This window comes from Stenotrophomonas sp. ISL-67 (assembly GCF_018612915.1).
Lineage (GTDB): Bacteria > Pseudomonadota > Gammaproteobacteria > Xanthomonadales > Xanthomonadaceae > Stenotrophomonas.
In genome coordinates, this window is record NZ_JAGGRL010000005.1 from 68,929 (window position 1) to 84,985 (window position 16,057).

General features: G+C 66.2%; 14 protein-coding genes. 6 read left to right on the plus strand and 8 right to left on the minus strand.

Features of this window, described 5'->3' with window-relative positions:
- Positions 1-67 precede the first annotated feature (67 nt).
- Positions 68-673: a glutathione S-transferase family protein gene (locus tag J7J08_RS07165; protein WP_251006491.1), complete on the minus strand. Its 606-nt coding sequence runs from the start codon at positions 671-673 to the stop codon at positions 68-70.
- A gap of 119 nt (positions 674-792) precedes the next feature.
- Between J7J08_RS07165 and J7J08_RS07170 the strand changes: the two genes are divergently transcribed.
- From J7J08_RS07170 to J7J08_RS07180, 3 genes are all read left to right on the plus strand, one after another.
- On the plus strand, positions 793-1,827 hold the full coding sequence (locus J7J08_RS07170; protein ID WP_214903260.1) for a WYL domain-containing protein: 1,035 nt from the start codon (positions 793-795) through the stop codon (positions 1,825-1,827).
- A gap of 108 nt (positions 1,828-1,935) precedes the next feature.
- A complete protein-coding gene (locus tag J7J08_RS07175; protein ID WP_214903263.1) occupies positions 1,936-2,586 on the plus strand; it encodes a response regulator transcription factor in 651 nt (216 codons plus the stop codon).
- The gene (locus tag J7J08_RS07180; RefSeq protein WP_214903265.1) at positions 2,583-4,934 is read left to right on the plus strand and encodes an ATP-binding protein; all 2,352 of its coding nucleotides are present in this window, start codon (positions 2,583-2,585) and stop codon (positions 4,932-4,934) included. The genes J7J08_RS07175 and J7J08_RS07180 overlap by 4 nt, the downstream gene beginning before the upstream one ends.
- Here J7J08_RS07180 and J7J08_RS07185 read toward each other — a convergent pair.
- The 6 genes from J7J08_RS07185 to J7J08_RS07210 all read right to left on the minus strand — a co-directional run bounded on the left by J7J08_RS07185 (position 4,879) and on the right by J7J08_RS07210 (position 12,253).
- Positions 4,879-5,151 carry a hypothetical protein gene (locus J7J08_RS07185; RefSeq protein WP_214903268.1) on the minus strand — a complete coding sequence of 91 codons (273 nt, stop codon included), beginning with the start codon at positions 5,149-5,151 and terminating at the stop codon, positions 4,879-4,881. The two genes, J7J08_RS07180 and J7J08_RS07185, sit on opposite strands and share 56 nt — an antisense overlap.
- A 98-nt stretch (positions 5,152-5,249) precedes the next feature.
- The gene (gene crcB / locus J7J08_RS07190; RefSeq protein ID WP_214903271.1) at positions 5,250-5,654 is read right to left on the minus strand and encodes a fluoride efflux transporter CrcB; all 405 of its coding nucleotides are present in this window, start codon (positions 5,652-5,654) and stop codon (positions 5,250-5,252) included.
- On the minus strand, positions 5,654-6,955 hold the full coding sequence (locus J7J08_RS07195; RefSeq protein ID WP_251006492.1) for a replication-associated recombination protein A: 1,302 nt from the start codon (positions 6,953-6,955) through the stop codon (positions 5,654-5,656). The genes crcB and J7J08_RS07195 overlap by 1 nt, the downstream gene beginning before the upstream one ends.
- 136 nt (positions 6,956-7,091) lie before the next feature.
- Complete coding sequence (lolA, locus tag J7J08_RS07200) at positions 7,092-7,730, minus strand: outer membrane lipoprotein chaperone LolA (protein ID WP_214903277.1); 639 nt, start codon at positions 7,728-7,730, stop codon at positions 7,092-7,094.
- 64 nt (positions 7,731-7,794) lie between these two features.
- Positions 7,795-9,660 (minus strand): DUF3857 domain-containing protein, encoded by a 1,866-nt coding sequence (locus J7J08_RS07205; protein ID WP_251006493.1) that lies wholly within the window; start codon positions 9,658-9,660, stop codon positions 7,795-7,797.
- Positions 9,661-9,886: 226 nt separating this feature from the next.
- Positions 9,887-12,253: a DNA translocase FtsK gene (locus J7J08_RS07210; RefSeq protein ID WP_214903281.1), complete on the minus strand. Its 2,367-nt coding sequence runs from the start codon at positions 12,251-12,253 to the stop codon at positions 9,887-9,889.
- 299 nt (positions 12,254-12,552) lie between these two features.
- Here J7J08_RS07210 and trxB point away from each other — a divergent pair, with 299 nt between their 5' ends.
- From trxB to J7J08_RS07225, 3 genes are all read left to right on the plus strand, one after another.
- Positions 12,553-13,524 (plus strand): thioredoxin-disulfide reductase, encoded by a 972-nt coding sequence (gene trxB, locus J7J08_RS07215; RefSeq protein WP_214903284.1) that lies wholly within the window; start codon positions 12,553-12,555, stop codon positions 13,522-13,524.
- 115 nt (positions 13,525-13,639) lie between these two features.
- Entirely contained in the window at positions 13,640-13,927 is a 288-nt protein-coding gene (locus tag J7J08_RS07220; RefSeq protein WP_214903287.1) for a type II toxin-antitoxin system RelE/ParE family toxin, read from the plus strand.
- Between the two features lie 55 nt (positions 13,928-13,982).
- Positions 13,983-14,285 (plus strand): addiction module antidote protein, encoded by a 303-nt coding sequence (locus tag J7J08_RS07225; RefSeq protein ID WP_214903289.1) that lies wholly within the window; start codon positions 13,983-13,985, stop codon positions 14,283-14,285.
- 78 nt (positions 14,286-14,363) lie between these two features.
- Here J7J08_RS07225 and J7J08_RS07230 read toward each other — a convergent pair whose 3' ends face one another.
- Positions 14,364-15,935 (minus strand): N-acetylmuramoyl-L-alanine amidase, encoded by a 1,572-nt coding sequence (locus J7J08_RS07230; protein WP_214903291.1) that lies wholly within the window; start codon positions 15,933-15,935, stop codon positions 14,364-14,366.
- Positions 15,936-16,057 lie beyond the last annotated feature (122 nt).

The window sequence follows — 16,057 nt, forward strand, 5'->3', positions numbered from 1 at the left end:
TACGGTGAGGAGGCCTGCATTCACCAGCTGAATTTCGGCATGCCGTTTATTTGCAACGCCAATTTACTCAGACCTCACCCTGCATGGCCGGTCGCGCCTGCACCTGCGCCAGCCAGGCCGCCACGGCGGGGTACGCGTCCACGCCTGCGCCGACATAGGTGCCATATCCAACCACCTGTGCCACCACCAGGTCGACCAGCGAGTACCCGCCACCCAGCATCCAGGGGCGTCCTGCCAGGCGATCCTCCAGCAGCGCCAACAGCTCGGCCGCGCCCTGCCCTGCAGCGGCGGCCTGCACGCCGTCGCGCAGCGGGCCCTCGCGGGTGGCCAGCAGCAGGCGGTTGACCATCGCCGCGTAGGTCACATAGGCCCAGGCACACCACGACAATGCCTGAAGGCGCTCGGGCGTATCGGCGGCCGGCCACAGCCCGCGTGCAACCCCGAAGCGGTCGCCCAGCCACAGGTGGATGGCCAGGCCCTCGAAGATCGGCGTGCCGTCCACGACCAGGCAGGGCAGCTTGCCGTTTGGATTGATCGCCAGGTATTCGGGTGTGCGCTGCTCACCATTGCGGATGTCAATCCGCACCCGGTCATGGGCCACCCCCAGTTCGGCCAGGGCGCAGGCGACCGGGGTAGCGCTGGACATGGGGTGCCAGTAGAAGACGACGGACATGCGGAACTCCTTGTGATGGTCGAAGTGGAAAGGTGCGCCGCGAAGGACCTTGCACCGTGGCCACAGGCTAGCCACCATTGCGGACAGATTCTGTCCTCGACAGGCGCGATGCTGCCACCATGCTCACGACCTCTGCCCGACTGTTGCGTCTACTCTCGCTGCTGCAATCCCGCCCGCACTGGCCCGGCAACACGCTGGCGGCGGACATCGGCGTGCACCCGCGCACGCTGCGCCGCGACATCGAGCGTCTGCGCGAGCTGGGCTATCCCATCCAGGCCAGCAGCGGCGTGGCCGGCGGCTACGCCTTCCGCGCCGGGCGTGCATTGCCGCCGCTGCTGCTTGACGATGAAGAAGCGCTGGCCGCCGCGCTGGCACTGCGCACTGCGGTATCCGGCACCATCAGCGGCATCGAGCAGACCGCCATCACTGCACTGGTCAAACTGGAACAGGTGATGCCGGCCCGCCTGCGCCGCCGCCTGGATGCATTGCGCACCGCGATCCTGCCGATCGACCAGGCCGGGCCGGTGGTCGACGCCGGGTTGCTGGCCACGCTGGCCGGTGCCTGCCGTGACCAGCTACAACTGCGCTTCGACTATGCCGACCGCCAGGGACAACCGAGCCAGAGGCTGGTGGAACCGCAGGGCGTAGTGCATGCCGAGCGGCGCTGGTACCTGGTGGCATGGGACACGCTGCGCGTGGACTGGCGCACGTTCCGCATCGACCGCATGACCAGCACGGCAGAGGTCGGCGCCCACTTCCGCCCTCGCCCGTCGCCCGCCAACGGCGACCTGCGCGCGTTCGTGAAGCAGTCTCTCTCGCTGGGGCCCTACGGGGACGAAGCACGGGTGATCCTGCACGCGCCGATCGAAAACGTGCGCGAGCGCATCCCGCCCTCGGCCGGGATGCTTGAAAGGGTGGATGCACAGCGGTGCCTGCTGCGCTGTGGCGCGCATCCGCAGGGCGCGGTGGTCTATTGGCTGCTCGCGCTGGAGCTTGAGTTCGAGATACTGGGCCCACCCGCCCTGCACGCGATGATGCGCGACGCAGGCGACCGGGTGGCACGCAGCCTTGCACGCACCGGTACCGACGTCACCGGCTTGATCGGCGCAACTGGCCTGGCATCCAGCGCGGAACCGGATCCGCACAGAGAGTGACGCAGCTCTCGTCCCGCGCATAGGAATAGTCCTAATCTGACATGAGAGTATCTCCATTGCGCATTGAAGCGGTAAGAATGGCGCAAATCCCACGATTGCGTGCCTCCTTTGTCCCGACGCTATCCAGGCCCCGCCTACGGACCGCTGCTGCCGTCCGTACTGAACATCGCCCTGCTCGATGACCACGACGTCGTCCGGCATGGCAGCTACGTGCAGCTGTCGACCGATCCGCGCTTCCACGTCGTCGGCAACCATGCCCATACCCAGTCGCTGATCAACACCCTGCAGCGCCACCTGGTGGATGTGGCGGTAGTGGACTACACCCTGGCCGAAGGCGACCTGCAGGGCATGGAACTGCTGCGCATGCTGCGGCGGCGCTTCCCGCGTGTACGCGTGCTGATGTTTTCGGCCAACGTGCATCACGTCATGATCTCCAACAGCATGGCCGCCGGCGCGGCAGGCGTGGTATCCAAGGCCGAAACGCTGGAAGCACTCGCGCGCGCGGTTACCCGCGTGGCCGCCGGGCACACCCACGTACCGGCCAACTACCGCGATGAATATGCCGAGCACCGCTTGTCGCCGAGCGAGCGCGAAGTGCTGCAGCTGTGCCTGAGCGGCATGACCGTGACCGATATCGCACTGCAGCGGAAGCGCAGCATCAAGACCATCAGCACGCAGAAGCACGCCGCGTTCCGCAAGCTCGGCCTGCGCACCGACCGCGACCTGTTCACCCTGCGCCACCAACTGGCGGTGTGGTGAGCGCCGACCGGACCTGGACCGGCGCCCTGACCGCGGTGCTGGTCGGCCTGCTGCTGCCCGCGTGGCCAGGCACCGCCGGCGAACCGCGCCTGGTCCGGGTGGCCGCCGACCCTTCCCAGCAGGGCCTGCTGGCCGGCCACAGCCGCGCGACACGCGATACCAACCTGATCAGCGGCTACGCCCAGCTGGTGGCGGAACAGGCCGGCCTGGAATTCCGTGAACAGCCGGTGGAATCCGCCACCGCGGCGCTGCAGGCACTCTGCGATGGGCGCGCGGACCTGATGCTGCTGCTGGGCCCGCTGGACAACACCCCCTGCACATCGCTGGCCGCCTCACCGGCCTATTACCGCGGCCAGACCCTGCTGGCCAGCCGTCACGCCCAGGCGCACGCGCCGGAATTCGCGCACCTGCGACGGGTGGCGGTAGTGCGCGGCACGCGCCTGGCCGAGTGGCTGGGCGCCTACCATCCCCACCTGCAGGTGGTGGGCCTGCCCAGCCTGCGCGAAGCCCTGTCTGCGGTGGAAGCGGGCGTGGTTGATGCGGCGCTGGACCTGGATGTGGCAATGCGTCCGATGGTGCGCCGCGAGTTCGGCGACAGCCTGCTGTTGCACGGCGGGCCATCGACCCTGCCGGGCAGCCTGCACCTGGTGGTACGCCACCGCGACCGCGGCCTGCTCGATCAGATCCATCAGGCGATGCGCGCGATCAGCCCGCAGGAACACGCCATGCTGATGCAGCGCTGGACCAAGGCCACCTACCTGAGCGGGCCGTCGCTGCAGGTGATGTCGCAGCACTTCCGCTGGGAACTGCTGGCCACCACGCTGACCCTGCTGGCACTGCTCACCGCCGGGGTGTGGATGCGCATCGCGCAGCAGTCGGCGCGGCGCAGCGAACGCCAGCAGGCGCGCTTCATTGCCGTGATGAGCCACGAGGTCCGCAACGCGGCGCAGACACTGGTCACCTCGGTGGATCTGCTGCACCAGTCGGGGCTGGACCAGGGCCAACGGCAACTGGTCAACGCGGCACGCAATGCCGGGGCCGGGCTGCGCCACCTGCTGGGCCACGCGCTGGACTACTCACGCCTGGCCACCGGCGAGTACCTCCCCACGCCGGGCTGGCAGGATGTGCGGCAACTGGTCCGCGACTGCATGGCGGTAGCCCGCCCCGGGGCGGAGGCCAAGGGCCTTGCCATGGCGCTGCTGCAGGACACCGACCCGCTGCCCAGGATGTGGCTGGACGGTGACGCACTGCGCCAGGTGATCAGCAACCTGCTGGGCAATGCGGTGAAATTCACTGATGTGGGCACGGTGGAGGTGACGCTGTCGCTGCAGCTCGATGAGAACAGCGCAAGCGTGTGGCTGGCGGTCAGCGATACCGGGATCGGCATTCCGGCCAACCAGCACGACAGTGTCTTCAAGCCGTTCGCGCAGGCGCACGACAGCCATTCGCGGCAGCTGGGCGGTGCCGGGCTGGGCCTGTCGATCTGCCAGGACCTGGTGCGCGGCATGGGAGGAACGGTGCAGCTGCGCAGTGCGCCGGGCGAAGGCAGCTGCTTCGACGTGCGCCTGCCCGTGGTGCTCGAAGGTGCCGGTCATTCCACCGGCGAACAACCGCTGGCTGGGCGCACCCTGCTGCTGGTCGAAGACCATGCGCTGAACCGGACGGTCGTCTGCCGGCAGCTGGAAACGCTGGGCGCGTCGGTGAGCAGCTGCGCCGACGGTGCCAGCGCCCTGCACAGCCAGGCCGCCGAGCCCTGCGGCGTGGTGTTGCTGGATTGCGTGCTCGGCGACATGAGTGGCTACGAGCTGGCCACCCAGCTTCGCCAGCTGGAACGCCGCCACGGACGCGCGGCAGCCATCCTGGTGGCGGTCTCGGCCAACGATTCGCCTGCCCACGTGCAGCGCTGCCTCGCCTGCGGAATGGACGCGGTGCTGTGCAAGCCGCTGGATATCGGCAGGCTGTTGCGCGCGTTGCAGCTGGAGGTACCTGGCAACGCCCCCGCCCCCGCAACATCAAGCGGCAGCATCGACCCGATCTGGGCTGACTTCCTGCATTCGTTGCAGGAAGAACAGATGGCGTTGCACGACGCGCTGCACGCACAGGGTGGCAACCGCCTGCGACACCACGCCCATCGGCTGGCCGGCGTATTGCAGATGCTGGGGCAACCGGACCTGGCCGCGATCGCCGGCGACCTGCACGAACTGGACCTGGACGACGCCGGCAGCTGGCGGGAGGCCGAGCGCCTGCTGGGTTACCTGCGCCCGGCCGTGGCCGGCCTGGTACGCGGTGCGATTACTTCAACTGCAGGGGATAGCGCTGCCACAGCACGTGCACCAGGAATCCAGTGAGCTCGGCATCCCTGGCGCTGATCGCCGCGCGGATCTTGTCCAGCAGCACCATGTCGCTGCAGGTGCGCACATCGGCGTGGTCGGCCTGCCCCGCACGACGCGCCCGGTAGCGGGCCGCACGCTGCGCGTCGGTCATGGCGTAGCCGAAGGTGGGCGGACGGCCACGCTTGCGCGGCAGCATCAGTTCCAGGGTGCCGGGATCTTCTTCATCACGCATGACGGGTGGCGGGGGCGGCACGAACGGGGGCGAAACAATATCGTGATAGAGCACGGAAATCCAGCAGAAAAGCCGCTGGATTACCGTAACGGGGCATGTCACCGCGCGACGGTTGCTTCCGCCACGCGCGCACCCAGCCACACCAGCGCGAACCCCGCTACCAGGCTCACGCCCAGATAGGCTGGCATTTCCCAGCCGCGCGCATTGCGCGCCAGCAGCACCGCTTCCAGCATCATCGACGAGAACGTGGTCAATCCGCCGATGATCCCGACCACGGCAAATGCGCGCCAGTACACCGCCGCATCGCCCCGGGTCTGCAACCACACCGCGAGGTAGCCAATGGCGAAGGCGCCGACCAGGTTCGCGGTCAGCGTGCCCCACGGGAAGCTGCTGCCAAACTGGCGCCACACCGCGTCGCCGATGATGAAGCGCAGGGCTGAGCCGAGAGCGCCACCAATCATTACCAGGCCCAGCTGCTGCCACCAGACACCGAAGCCGGCCATCAGTCCTGCCCCTTCCGCGCCCGCGCCTGTTCCCGCTCGGCGCGCAGGCGGTCGAGCTTTTCCTTCAGCTTGATTTCCAGCCCGCGCGCGACAGGCTGGTAATAGACGCGTTCGCCCATCGCATCCGGGAAGCCGGTCTGGTCCAGCGCGATGCCGCCTTCGGCGTCGTGGTCGTACTGGTAGGTCTTGCCGTAACCCAGCTCCTTCATCAGCCTGGTAGGCGCGTTGCGCAGGTGCAGCGGCACCTCCTGGGTGCCGGTCTCGCGCACTTCCTGCTTGGCCAGGTTGAAGGCGGCATAGCCGGCGTTGGACTTGGCGGTGCTGGCCAGGTACAGCACCAGCTGGGCGAAGGCGAGCTCGCCCTCCGGGCTGCCCAGCCGTTCGTAGATGTCCCAGGCTTCCAGCGCCATCGACTGCGCGCGGGGATCGGCCAGGCCGATGTCCTCGATCGCCATGCGGGTCAGGCGCCTGGCCAGGTAGGACGGATCGCAGCCGCCGTCGAGCATGCGCGTGAGCCAGTACAGCGCCGCATCCGGATTGGAGCTGCGCACTGATTTGTGCAGTGCCGAGATCTGGTCGTAGAACTGCTCGCCGCCCTTGTCGAACCGGCGGGTGCGGTCGGCCAGCACCTGCACCAGCATTTCCGGACTGATCCGCCCGCCTTCACCGCCGGCCAGTTCGGCGGCGATCTCCAGCAGGGTCAGGCCGCGCCGTACATCGCCGTCGGCCGCGGTGGCAATCTGCAGCAGGGCTTCCGGCGTGACCTGCAGCGATTCGCCGCCCAGCCCGCGCTCACCGTCCTGTAGGGCCCGCTCCAGCGCTTCGACGATATCAGCCGGCGACACCGCTTCCAGCACATGCACGCGGCAGCGCGAAAGCAATGCCGAGTTGAGTTCGAACGAGGGGTTTTCGGTGGTTGCGCCGACGAACACGATGGTGCCGCGCTCGATGTGCGGCAGGAACGCATCCTGCTGCGCCTTGTTGAAGCGATGCACTTCGTCGACGAACAACACCGTGCGCCGGCCTTCGGCGAAGCGTTGGGCGGCCTCGGCCAGCACCACCCGCACCTCGGGCAGGCCGGACAGCACCGCGGAGATCGCCCGGAACTCGGCATCGGCGTAGTGGGCCAGCAGCAGCGAGAGCGTGGTCTTGCCACAGCCCGGCGGGCCCCACAGGATCATCGAGTGCACGTGCCCGGACTCGACTGCCCGGCGCAGCGCGCTGCCCGGGGCGAGCAGGCGCTTCTGCCCCACCATCTCGTCGAGGGTCTGCGGGCGCATGCGCTCGGCAAGCGGGCGCATGCTGTCCCGATCCACCGTCAGCAGATCGGGCTCATTGAATGAAGTTCGGTTTCTGGCCACGCAACTATTGTATGACCGAATGCCGTAGCGCCGGGCTCTGCCCGAACGCCGTAGCGCCGGGCTCTGCCCGGCTACCTTAGTTCCCGATGACGTCGGTGCCCTTCGGCGGCGTGAAATTGAACGTGCCCTTGGGGAAGGCCGGATTGCGCTTCCAGCCGGTGAAGCTGATCACCGTGCGCTGGTTCACCGCATCGGTCACCTCCATACGGGCCAGGCCCTGGGCATTGAAGCCCAGCGCGGCGTACTGGAACGAGGTCTCGGTTTCACGTTTCGGCGTCAGCGACAGCCACTGCAGGCCATCACGCGGCGCGGCCTCTTCACTGACGTCGTACTGCTTGTCCAGCAGTGCCGGGTTGATCAGCGCGGTCAGCGGGCTGTTCTGCTCCTCGGTGCCCTGCGCGCGCTTGGTCGCCTGCTGCAGGTCCGGCTCGTACACCCACACGTTGCTGCCGTCGGCAATGATCAGCTGCTCATGCGGCTTCGTGTACTCCCAGCGGAACTGACGCGGCGCGGAAAGCGCCACGTTGCCACTGGTGGTTTCCTTTACCTTGCCCTTGCTGTCGAACACCTTCTGCTCGAACTGCCCGTCCAGGCCCTTGAGGTCCTTGGTGAAACGGTTCAGCTCATCGCGGGCGCCGGCCCAGGCAGACACCGACCCGACACTGGCGCAGACCAGCGTGGCGGCGACGAGACAGCGGCGGAAGGTGCTCTGCATAGAGGTATCCAATAAACGTAGGGAGGATGGCAGGCAGTGTGCCGCCGTCATCCTGAATGGGGAATCAGGGGGCGGATTGCACCGTGCGCAGGTCGCCGTAGACCACCTGTCCACGGAAGCCACGCCGGACCTGCTGGTACAGCTCGCGGAAGGCAGCATAATCGCCCGGCTGGCACAACGCATCCGCCCCGCGCACCGCGTTCTGGTGCAGGCGGTGGCGGGCCACGATGGCCTGGCCTTCCCGGGTCCAGTGCAGCGCGTACTCGCCGGCGGCGTTGCGGAACTGCTGGTCGCGCGGCATCGCCACGATCGGCACCCCGACCGGGAACTCCACCCGGTAGGTTTCCTCACGCAGGGTGTCGTTGCAGTAGAACGGGGTCACGTTGTCCGGCGCCGAGGTGGTCGTGTAGATGTCGCGGAACGACTCCCCACCCGGCGGGTCCGGCAGCACCATGCCACCGACCACGCCGAAGTCGACGTAATCGCGGGCATGGAAATCGTAGCGGTAGTTGAATGGCCGGGCCAGGTCCTGCGGGTCGCCCAGCAGGGTCAGCGTGCCGCTGCCATCGAAGCCGGACGAGGCCATGATTGATTCTTCCACGCGCGCCCGGTTCTGCGCGTTGAGCCGGGCGAACGAGCCGCGCATGCCGATCTCGCCGACCTCGCGGGGCTGCGGCACGGTCTGCCCTTCCAGATTGCCGGCCGGGTCGAAGCGGAACGTCACCTCGAAACCGTTTCCATTGCGCGCGGCATCGTTGGCGGGCGTGCGCGCGACCCTGGCCTGGCGCGTAAGCAGCACCGGCGCGCCCAGGTCACCGTCGGGCAGCTGGCCGAAGCGCGCATACGCACTGGTCGAATCCAGGTACAGGTCGAACTCGGGGATGTAGGTAATGGCGTGGTTGAAGCGCCCCAGCATCGGAATCGCCGGCAGGGTCGGGCCTCCGCCTGCACCGATCAGCACCGGGGTGCTGTCGATGCCGCGCGCTGCCAGCAGTGCCTCCAGGATCACCACATGGTCCTTGCAGTCGCCATAGTGGTTGTCGAGAATGCTCTGCGCAGGATTCGGCTCCAGCCCGCCGTTGCCCAGGTACACCGCCACATAGCGGATGTTCTGCGACACCCAGCGGTACAGCGCGGCGGCCTGCTCGCGCCGGTCATCGATGCCACGGGTGATTTCATCGGCCAGCGTCTGGATGCCCGGGGTCACCCGCGCCGCCTCGCTGCCCTTGAGCTGGTAGGCCTGGGCCACCTGCGCCCAGTCGCGGTAGGTGCTGGCCATGATGGTCGGGCTGAACTCCCATGGCGCGGCGGTCCAATTCTGCACCGGCAGCGGGTCCGGGCGGCGGTAGCGCCAGGCCCAGGTGGCCTGCCCGTTGCGGAGGGTCGGGGCCTGGCTGCCCTGCACGCCGCGCTGCTGCACATGCATGGGCAGCGATGCCGGCGCGCTCAGGGTCACCTGCGCATCGTCGTACTGCGAGAACACGCTGAACGTTTCCCACAGGCTGAAGTAGCCGGGGAAGTACGGCATGTTCTGGGTGCGGCGGGTCTGGTAGACCACCCGCGTGCCCGGCGCCAGGTTCGGGAACACCACCACCCGCACCTTGCGGTCGGCATACATGGCCGCGGCGGCGCTGGAGTAGCTTTCCTGGGTGTAGATGCGGTCGGCTGGCACGTCGCGGCGCTGGCCGTCGGCGGTGAGGGTGTAGGCCGACAGCACCTCCAGGGTTTCCATCTTCTCGCTGTAGCTCAATCGCACCTGGCTGAACTGTTCGACCGCCGCCTTGGTCTTGAGCAGGATGTCGTAGGACTCGGTCTGCACGTTGCCCGCATCGGGGCGGACCACATAGTCGGCGCGGTAGCTGACGAAGCTGAAGTTGTTGCTGGCCTGGATGTCGCTGGGGGCGCTGGCCGGGGCCGGGGTGGGCGCCATGGCGGGCACGGGGAGCCGGGGCGGCTGGGCCGCCTGGGACCAGGCATGCACGGGCGACACTGCAAGGGCGCACGCTGCCATCCATGTCATGCGGGTCATTCTGGATCCTTATCGAGTGCGCAGCCACGCAGGGCGTGGCTCTACCTGTGACAGCCACGCAGGGCGTGGCTCTACCTGTGACAGCCACGCAGGACGTGGCTCTACCCGGGTCTTCAGCGGTTCCGGGCTATTTCGGCGGCGGTGGCGCGAGGACGCTGCGGTCGCCGTTGTGCTCGGGCGGGGTGACCACGCCGGCCGCTTCCATGGCCTCGATCAGGCGCGCGGCGCGGTTGTAGCCGATCTTGAGGCGGCGCTGCACACCGGAAATGGACGCACGACGGGTCTCGGTGACGATCCGTACCGCTTCGTCGTACAGCGGATCGGATTCGTCCCCAGCGCCACCACTCGATTCGGGCAGGCCACCTGCACCCACCACCACGCCATCGCCCATCATCTGCACTTCGTCGAGCACGCCGCTGATGTAGTCGGCCGGGCCGCTGGCCTTGAGGTGCTCGACCACGCGGTGCACTTCCTCGTCGGAGACGAAGGCGCCATGCACGCGGTCGGGCAGCGCGGTGCCGGGCGGCAGGTAGAGCATGTCGCCGTGGCCCAGCAGCGTTTCGGCGCCGGACTGGTCCAGGATGGTGCGCGAATCGATCTTCGAGCTGACCTGGAAACCGATGCGGGTCGGAATGTTGGCCTTGATCAGGCCGGTGATCACGTCCACCGACGGACGCTGGGTGGCCAGGATCAGATGGATGCCGGCCGCACGCGCCTTCTGCGCCAGGCGCGCGATCAGTTCTTCGACCTTCTTGCCGACGATCATCATCATGTCGGCGAATTCGTCGATGAAGATGACGATGAACGGCAGCGTCTCCAACGGGCGCGGCGCTTCGCCCAGCTCCGGGTTCGGCTTGAACAGCGGGTCCATCAACGGCTGCCCCGCGTCTTCGGCGTCCTTGACCTTCTTGTTGAAACCGGCCAGGTTGCGCACGCCCACCGCGCTCATCAGCTTGTAGCGACGCTCCATTTCGGCCACGCACCAGCGCAGGCCGTTGGCGGCCTCCTTCATGTCGGTGACCACCGGCGCCAGCAGGTGCGGAATGCCCTGGTAGACGCTCAGTTCGAGCATCTTCGGGTCGATCATCAACATCCGCAGGTCTTTCGGCGACGCCTTGTACAGCAGGCTCAGCACCATCGCGTTGACCGCCACCGACTTGCCCGAACCGGTGGTGCCGGCCACCAGCAGGTGCGGCATGCGCGCCAGGTCAGCCACGGTCGGGCGGCCGGCGATGTCCTTGCCCAGGGCCAGGGTGAGCGGACTGGCCGACTTGTCGTATTCCTTGGAACGCAACAGCTCGGACAGATAGATCATTTCGCGGGTGACGTTGGGAATCTCCAGGCCCACCACCGACTTGCCCGGAATCACGTCGACCACGCGCACCGACTTGACCGACAGGCCGCGGGCGATGTCCTTGTCCAGCGAGCTGATCTGGCTGACCTTGATGCCCGGCGCCGGTTCGATTTCGAAGCGGGTGATCACCGGACCCGGGTACGCACCCACCACCAGGGCATCGATGCGGAAATCCTTGAGCTTGAATTCGATCTGGCGCGACAGCGTTTCCAGGGTCTCTTCGTCGTAGCCCTTGGGCTGCGGCTTGGGATCGTCCAGCAGCGCCAGCGGCGGCAGATCGGAGCCATCGCCATTGACGCCACGGAACATCGGAATCTGGGTTTCGCGCTTGGCCCTGTCGCTCTTCTCAAGCACCGGCTCGGGGCGTGGCTCGATCTTGACCGGCTCGCGCCTGGCGCGGACCTCGGCATCGACCTTGCGCACTTCCTGGCGCTCCTCGCGCATCGCGCGGGTCTGCTGCCACTCGGTGGCCTGTTCCTTCTTCCTGCTCAGCAGCGGCGGCAGCGCCAGCACCGCGCGGCCGATCTTTTCCATCACCACGAACCACGAAATGCCGGTGGCCAGGGTGATCGAGGCCAGCAGCAGCACCAGCACGAACAGGTTCGCGCCCAGCGCACCGAAACCGGCACTGAGCGAATTGCCGACCAGCCGGCCGAGAATGCCGCCGGCATGGCCGACGTCGCCACTGAACAGGCGCAGGTGCAGGAAGCCGGTGCCGGCAATCAGGAAGCCGACCAACCCTACCAGGCGCAGCGCGGGGTCAAGATCGTGCTCGCCCTTGCTCTCGCGCTTGAGCCCGAACATGGCAAACCACGCCAGCGCGCCCAGCACGATGGGCAGCAGGAAGGCCATGTAGCCGAACAGCTGCAGCAGCACATCGGCCACCCACGCCCCTACCCGCCCCCCCATGTTGTGGATGGGCGCCACCACGCTGCCGGTGTGCGACCAACCCGGGTCGGTGGCCGAGTACGTGAACAAGCTGGCCACCAGGTACAGCAACGCCGGCGCGATCGCGATCAGGCCGAGGTCGCGCCAGAGACGCAGCCGACGGGGGTTTTCGACCGGCGCCGCAGCCGCAGCGCGGCGCGACGCCGCTTTGCCGTCGGGAGACTTGGATCGTTCCGGGACCTGTTTCGCCACCTTAGACCAGACCTTGGGAATGCACTGTTAGTCCTTGATAATAAACGACTGAGGCGAGCGCCGGTAGTTCACGACCGTTGGTCGTGACGCCCCATCACGCGCGTGACCGCCAAAACTCCGTCGCGGAGCCGGCTGCCCCGTTCCGGGTTGCGCCGTTCCACCCTTCGCCTTGAACCAGCCGCTTCCAGCCGCCACTCTATAGTTCGCGCCACGACCAGCGGTCGTGGCCTACCGACCTGTCTTGGACGCCCGGCAATCCTCCGCCAGCGCCCCGCCCCATCATCTCTTTGCGAGTCTACATGAGCAATTCCAAGCCTTCCCGCCACCAGAAGCTCGTCATCCTCGGTTCCGGCCCGGCCGGCTGGACGGCCGCCGTCTACGCCGCACGCGCAAACCTGAACCCGGTGGTGATCACCGGCCTGCAGCAGGGCGGCCAGCTGATGACCACCACCGAGGTGGACAACTGGCCGGGCGACGCCCACGGCCTGATGGGTCCGGACCTGATGGCGCGCATGCAGGCCCACGCCGAGCGCTTCGAGACCGAAGTGATCTTCGACCACATCCACACCGCCGACGTGACCCAGCGCCCGTTCAAGCTGATCGGCGACAGCGCCGAATACACCTGTGACGCGCTGATCATCGCCACCGGCGCCACCGCCAAGTACCTGGGCATCCCGTCCGAAGAGGCGTTCAAGGGCCGCGGCGTGTCGGCCTGCGCCACCTGTGATGGCTTCTTCTACCGTGACCAGGACGTGGTCGTGGTCGGCGGCGGCAACACCGCCGTGGAAGAGGCACTGTATCTGTCCAACATCGCCCGCAAGGTCTACCTGGTCCACCGCCGCGACACCCTGAAGGCGGAAAAGATCATGCAGGACAAGCTGTTCGCCAAGGTGGCCTCGGGCAAGATCGAGACGGTGTGGCACCACCAGGTCGACGAAGTGCTGGGCAATGAGGCTGGCGTCACCGGCGTGCGCGTGAAGTCCACCCTGGACGGCAGCACCCGCGACATCGACGCCCACGGCTTCTTCGTGGCCATCGGCCACCACCCCAATACCAGCCTGTTCGACGGCCAGCTGAGCATGAACAATGGCTACCTGGACATCCGCTCGGGCCTGGGCGGCAACGCCACCCAGACCTCGGTGGAAGGCGTGTTCGCCGCCGGCGACGTGGCCGACCAGCATTACCGCCAGGCCATCACCTCGGCCGGCTTCGGCTGCATGGCCGCGCTGGACGCCGAACGCTACCTGGATGCGAAGGGCGAGCTGGGCTGACCGGCAACGCCTGAAGCACCCCAGGAAGGCCGGCGCGAGCGCCGGCCTTCTGCGTTTGAAATTGTGAGACGTGGCCTGGGTGGACATTATGTAGCCTGTTGGCTACACCTTACAGATGGAGCTGCAGTGCACCGACCAGTTCTCAGTATGGATAGACGCCCTTAAGGACGTCGCAGGCCGCGCAAGGATCCTCGCCCGCATTCGCCGGCTTGCCGATGGCAATCCCGGTGACCACCGCAACCTGAGCGGCGGGATAGCTGAGCTTCGCGTAGATGTAGGCCCCGGCTATCGCATCTACTACACACAGCGAGGCAACCGGCTCATTATTCTTTTGGTAGGCCGCGATAAGGGCTCCCAGCAACACGACATCGAAAAGGCGAAGGAGCTGGCTCACAATTTATGACGCCATCCGACAGAAGAAGATCACGGCGCAACGAAACTACCGGAGCTACAGCGACATGACAGCCAAGAAGAAGACAAAGGTAGAAAAGTTCGACGTTGCGGAGCACCTGCGCACTCCGGAGGAAATGGCCGCGCACCTGGATGCCTGCATCATGGAAAGTGACGGCGATTCTGCATTCATCGCCAAGGCGCTCGGTGATATTGCCCGCGCCCAGGGGATGAGCAAAGTTGCTCGCGACGCAGGCGTTTCACGTGAGAGTCTCTACCGCGCTCTCTCCGGTGAGCGCAGCCCGGACTTTGCCACGATTCTGAAGGTGACTCGCGCCCTCGGCGTGCAGTTGCACGCCACCGCTGCCTAACCTGCATTCTGTTTCCAAACGCCGGCGCAATGCGCCGGCCTTTCGCTTTACGCCTGAACCTCCTGGCGCGCTGGCGGATCAACCGCCGCTCTGGCAGGTCATCCAGTGTTCGATGGGACCGGAAGTCACCCCATCGGCATCGCGCATCACCGTGCTCCAGTTGACCATGCCGTAACCACTGCCCTCGCAGGTCATCTGCGCCTTGATGGGCGAGGCGGAGGCTTCCGTGACCGTCTTTTCTTCCCCCCTGCAGGCGCCCGGCTGGGTGCAGTACACCGGCGTGAAGCTGAGCGTCACCGGGAACTGTGGATGGCCGTCGAAATGAACGTTGGTCTCTGCCGCACCGTTCGCAGGAACGGTAACGCGATCAATCTTCCTCAACGCCAGCGGGGTGCAGTCCTTGCCTTCACGGAATAGACGGTAGCCCTTTTCGACCCCCTTCATGGAAGCTTCGCGGAATACGCGGTCCTGAAGCGCGGCGGAGTCTTCTGGGTTCGAGTGGTAGGCGATCTCCACAAGTACCGCTGGCATTGTGGCAATCCTGTTTTCGCCGTGTCGGCCCGCGTTGGCTCGATCTCGAATAGGAAAGTTCTCGTAGCCCGGCTGCGCTCGGATCTGCTCACGCATCCCGCACAGCACGCTCTCTGCCAGAGGGCGATCGTTCGGCTTATCGCCGTGATAGAAGACCTCCAAGCCCCGAGTCGTCGCCATTGGGTGACCATTGGTATGAAGGCTGATCATTGCTCCTACCCCTAGGTGATTCGCGTAGAGAGGGCGTGTGCGGATGTCCTCATTGACCTCCCGATCATTTGTGGTCTCGTTCGGTAGCGAGTTCCAGATATCCGTGCGCGCGGGCATCACAGCCTTTACGTGGTACCTCGAAGACATCTGCTCCCACGGGCGCTCCGACTCTTCGTGCAGACCCTGCGCCCTGCTTCGCGCACGATAGACGCTCAAGCCACTTCGCTCCACAAGAAGCGACTGCAACACATCTCCGTACGCTGGCGTGATCATGTCTTCCCTGAAACCGAACGCATCCGGGCGTTGAAACTCCCAGCTCCTGGATGGAAACACCCGCACCAGTCCGTGACTGGCGGAAACCAACGCAGTGGCATTTCGCGGATTCATACGAGCTTGCGGAGGCACTGCAAGATCCTTGGGGAAGTAGTCCTTGAGTGGCTTTCCCTGGAACCGGAAGTCCACATCAACGATGGGAAGCCCAGCCTTCTCGGCGTACACACGAAGTGTCACGGCAAGTTCGTGCAGGAACGTTTCTGCATACCCTTCGCCGGCTCCCGGAAGAAAGCCCTTGCCAAAGTCTGCCAGCACCGTCTTCTTGTTCATGTCGATGGTCACCTTTACATCAACCGTGCGCAGCACATCCCTGCTTTGCAGGTAGGTCGAAACGCTTCTGGACGCTTCCTTTTCCAGCAGATGTATCAGCTCGGCGTCGACGTACCAGGTCGTCTGCGTAGCCTCATCCTTTGTCTCGATTGAGTGGCCACCACCAACAGGTACCGGCGCGGCCCGTGAATCAGCTACGTCAGCGGCAGCTAGCAGAACTCCGCATCCAACCGCGAACAACTGTAGGCTTTTACTTACCATCTCCATTCTCCTTGAAAGTAGTTGACGCATCTCCGGATGCGCCATCGAAATCTCCTCCCTTCAAAACCACACGAACGCGCGCAAGCGCACGCTTTCCGGCGGGTGCTGAACGACTTTCCTATCGGTTCCTGCGCGCCGATCACCCCCGCCTAAAACACCCCGTTTTC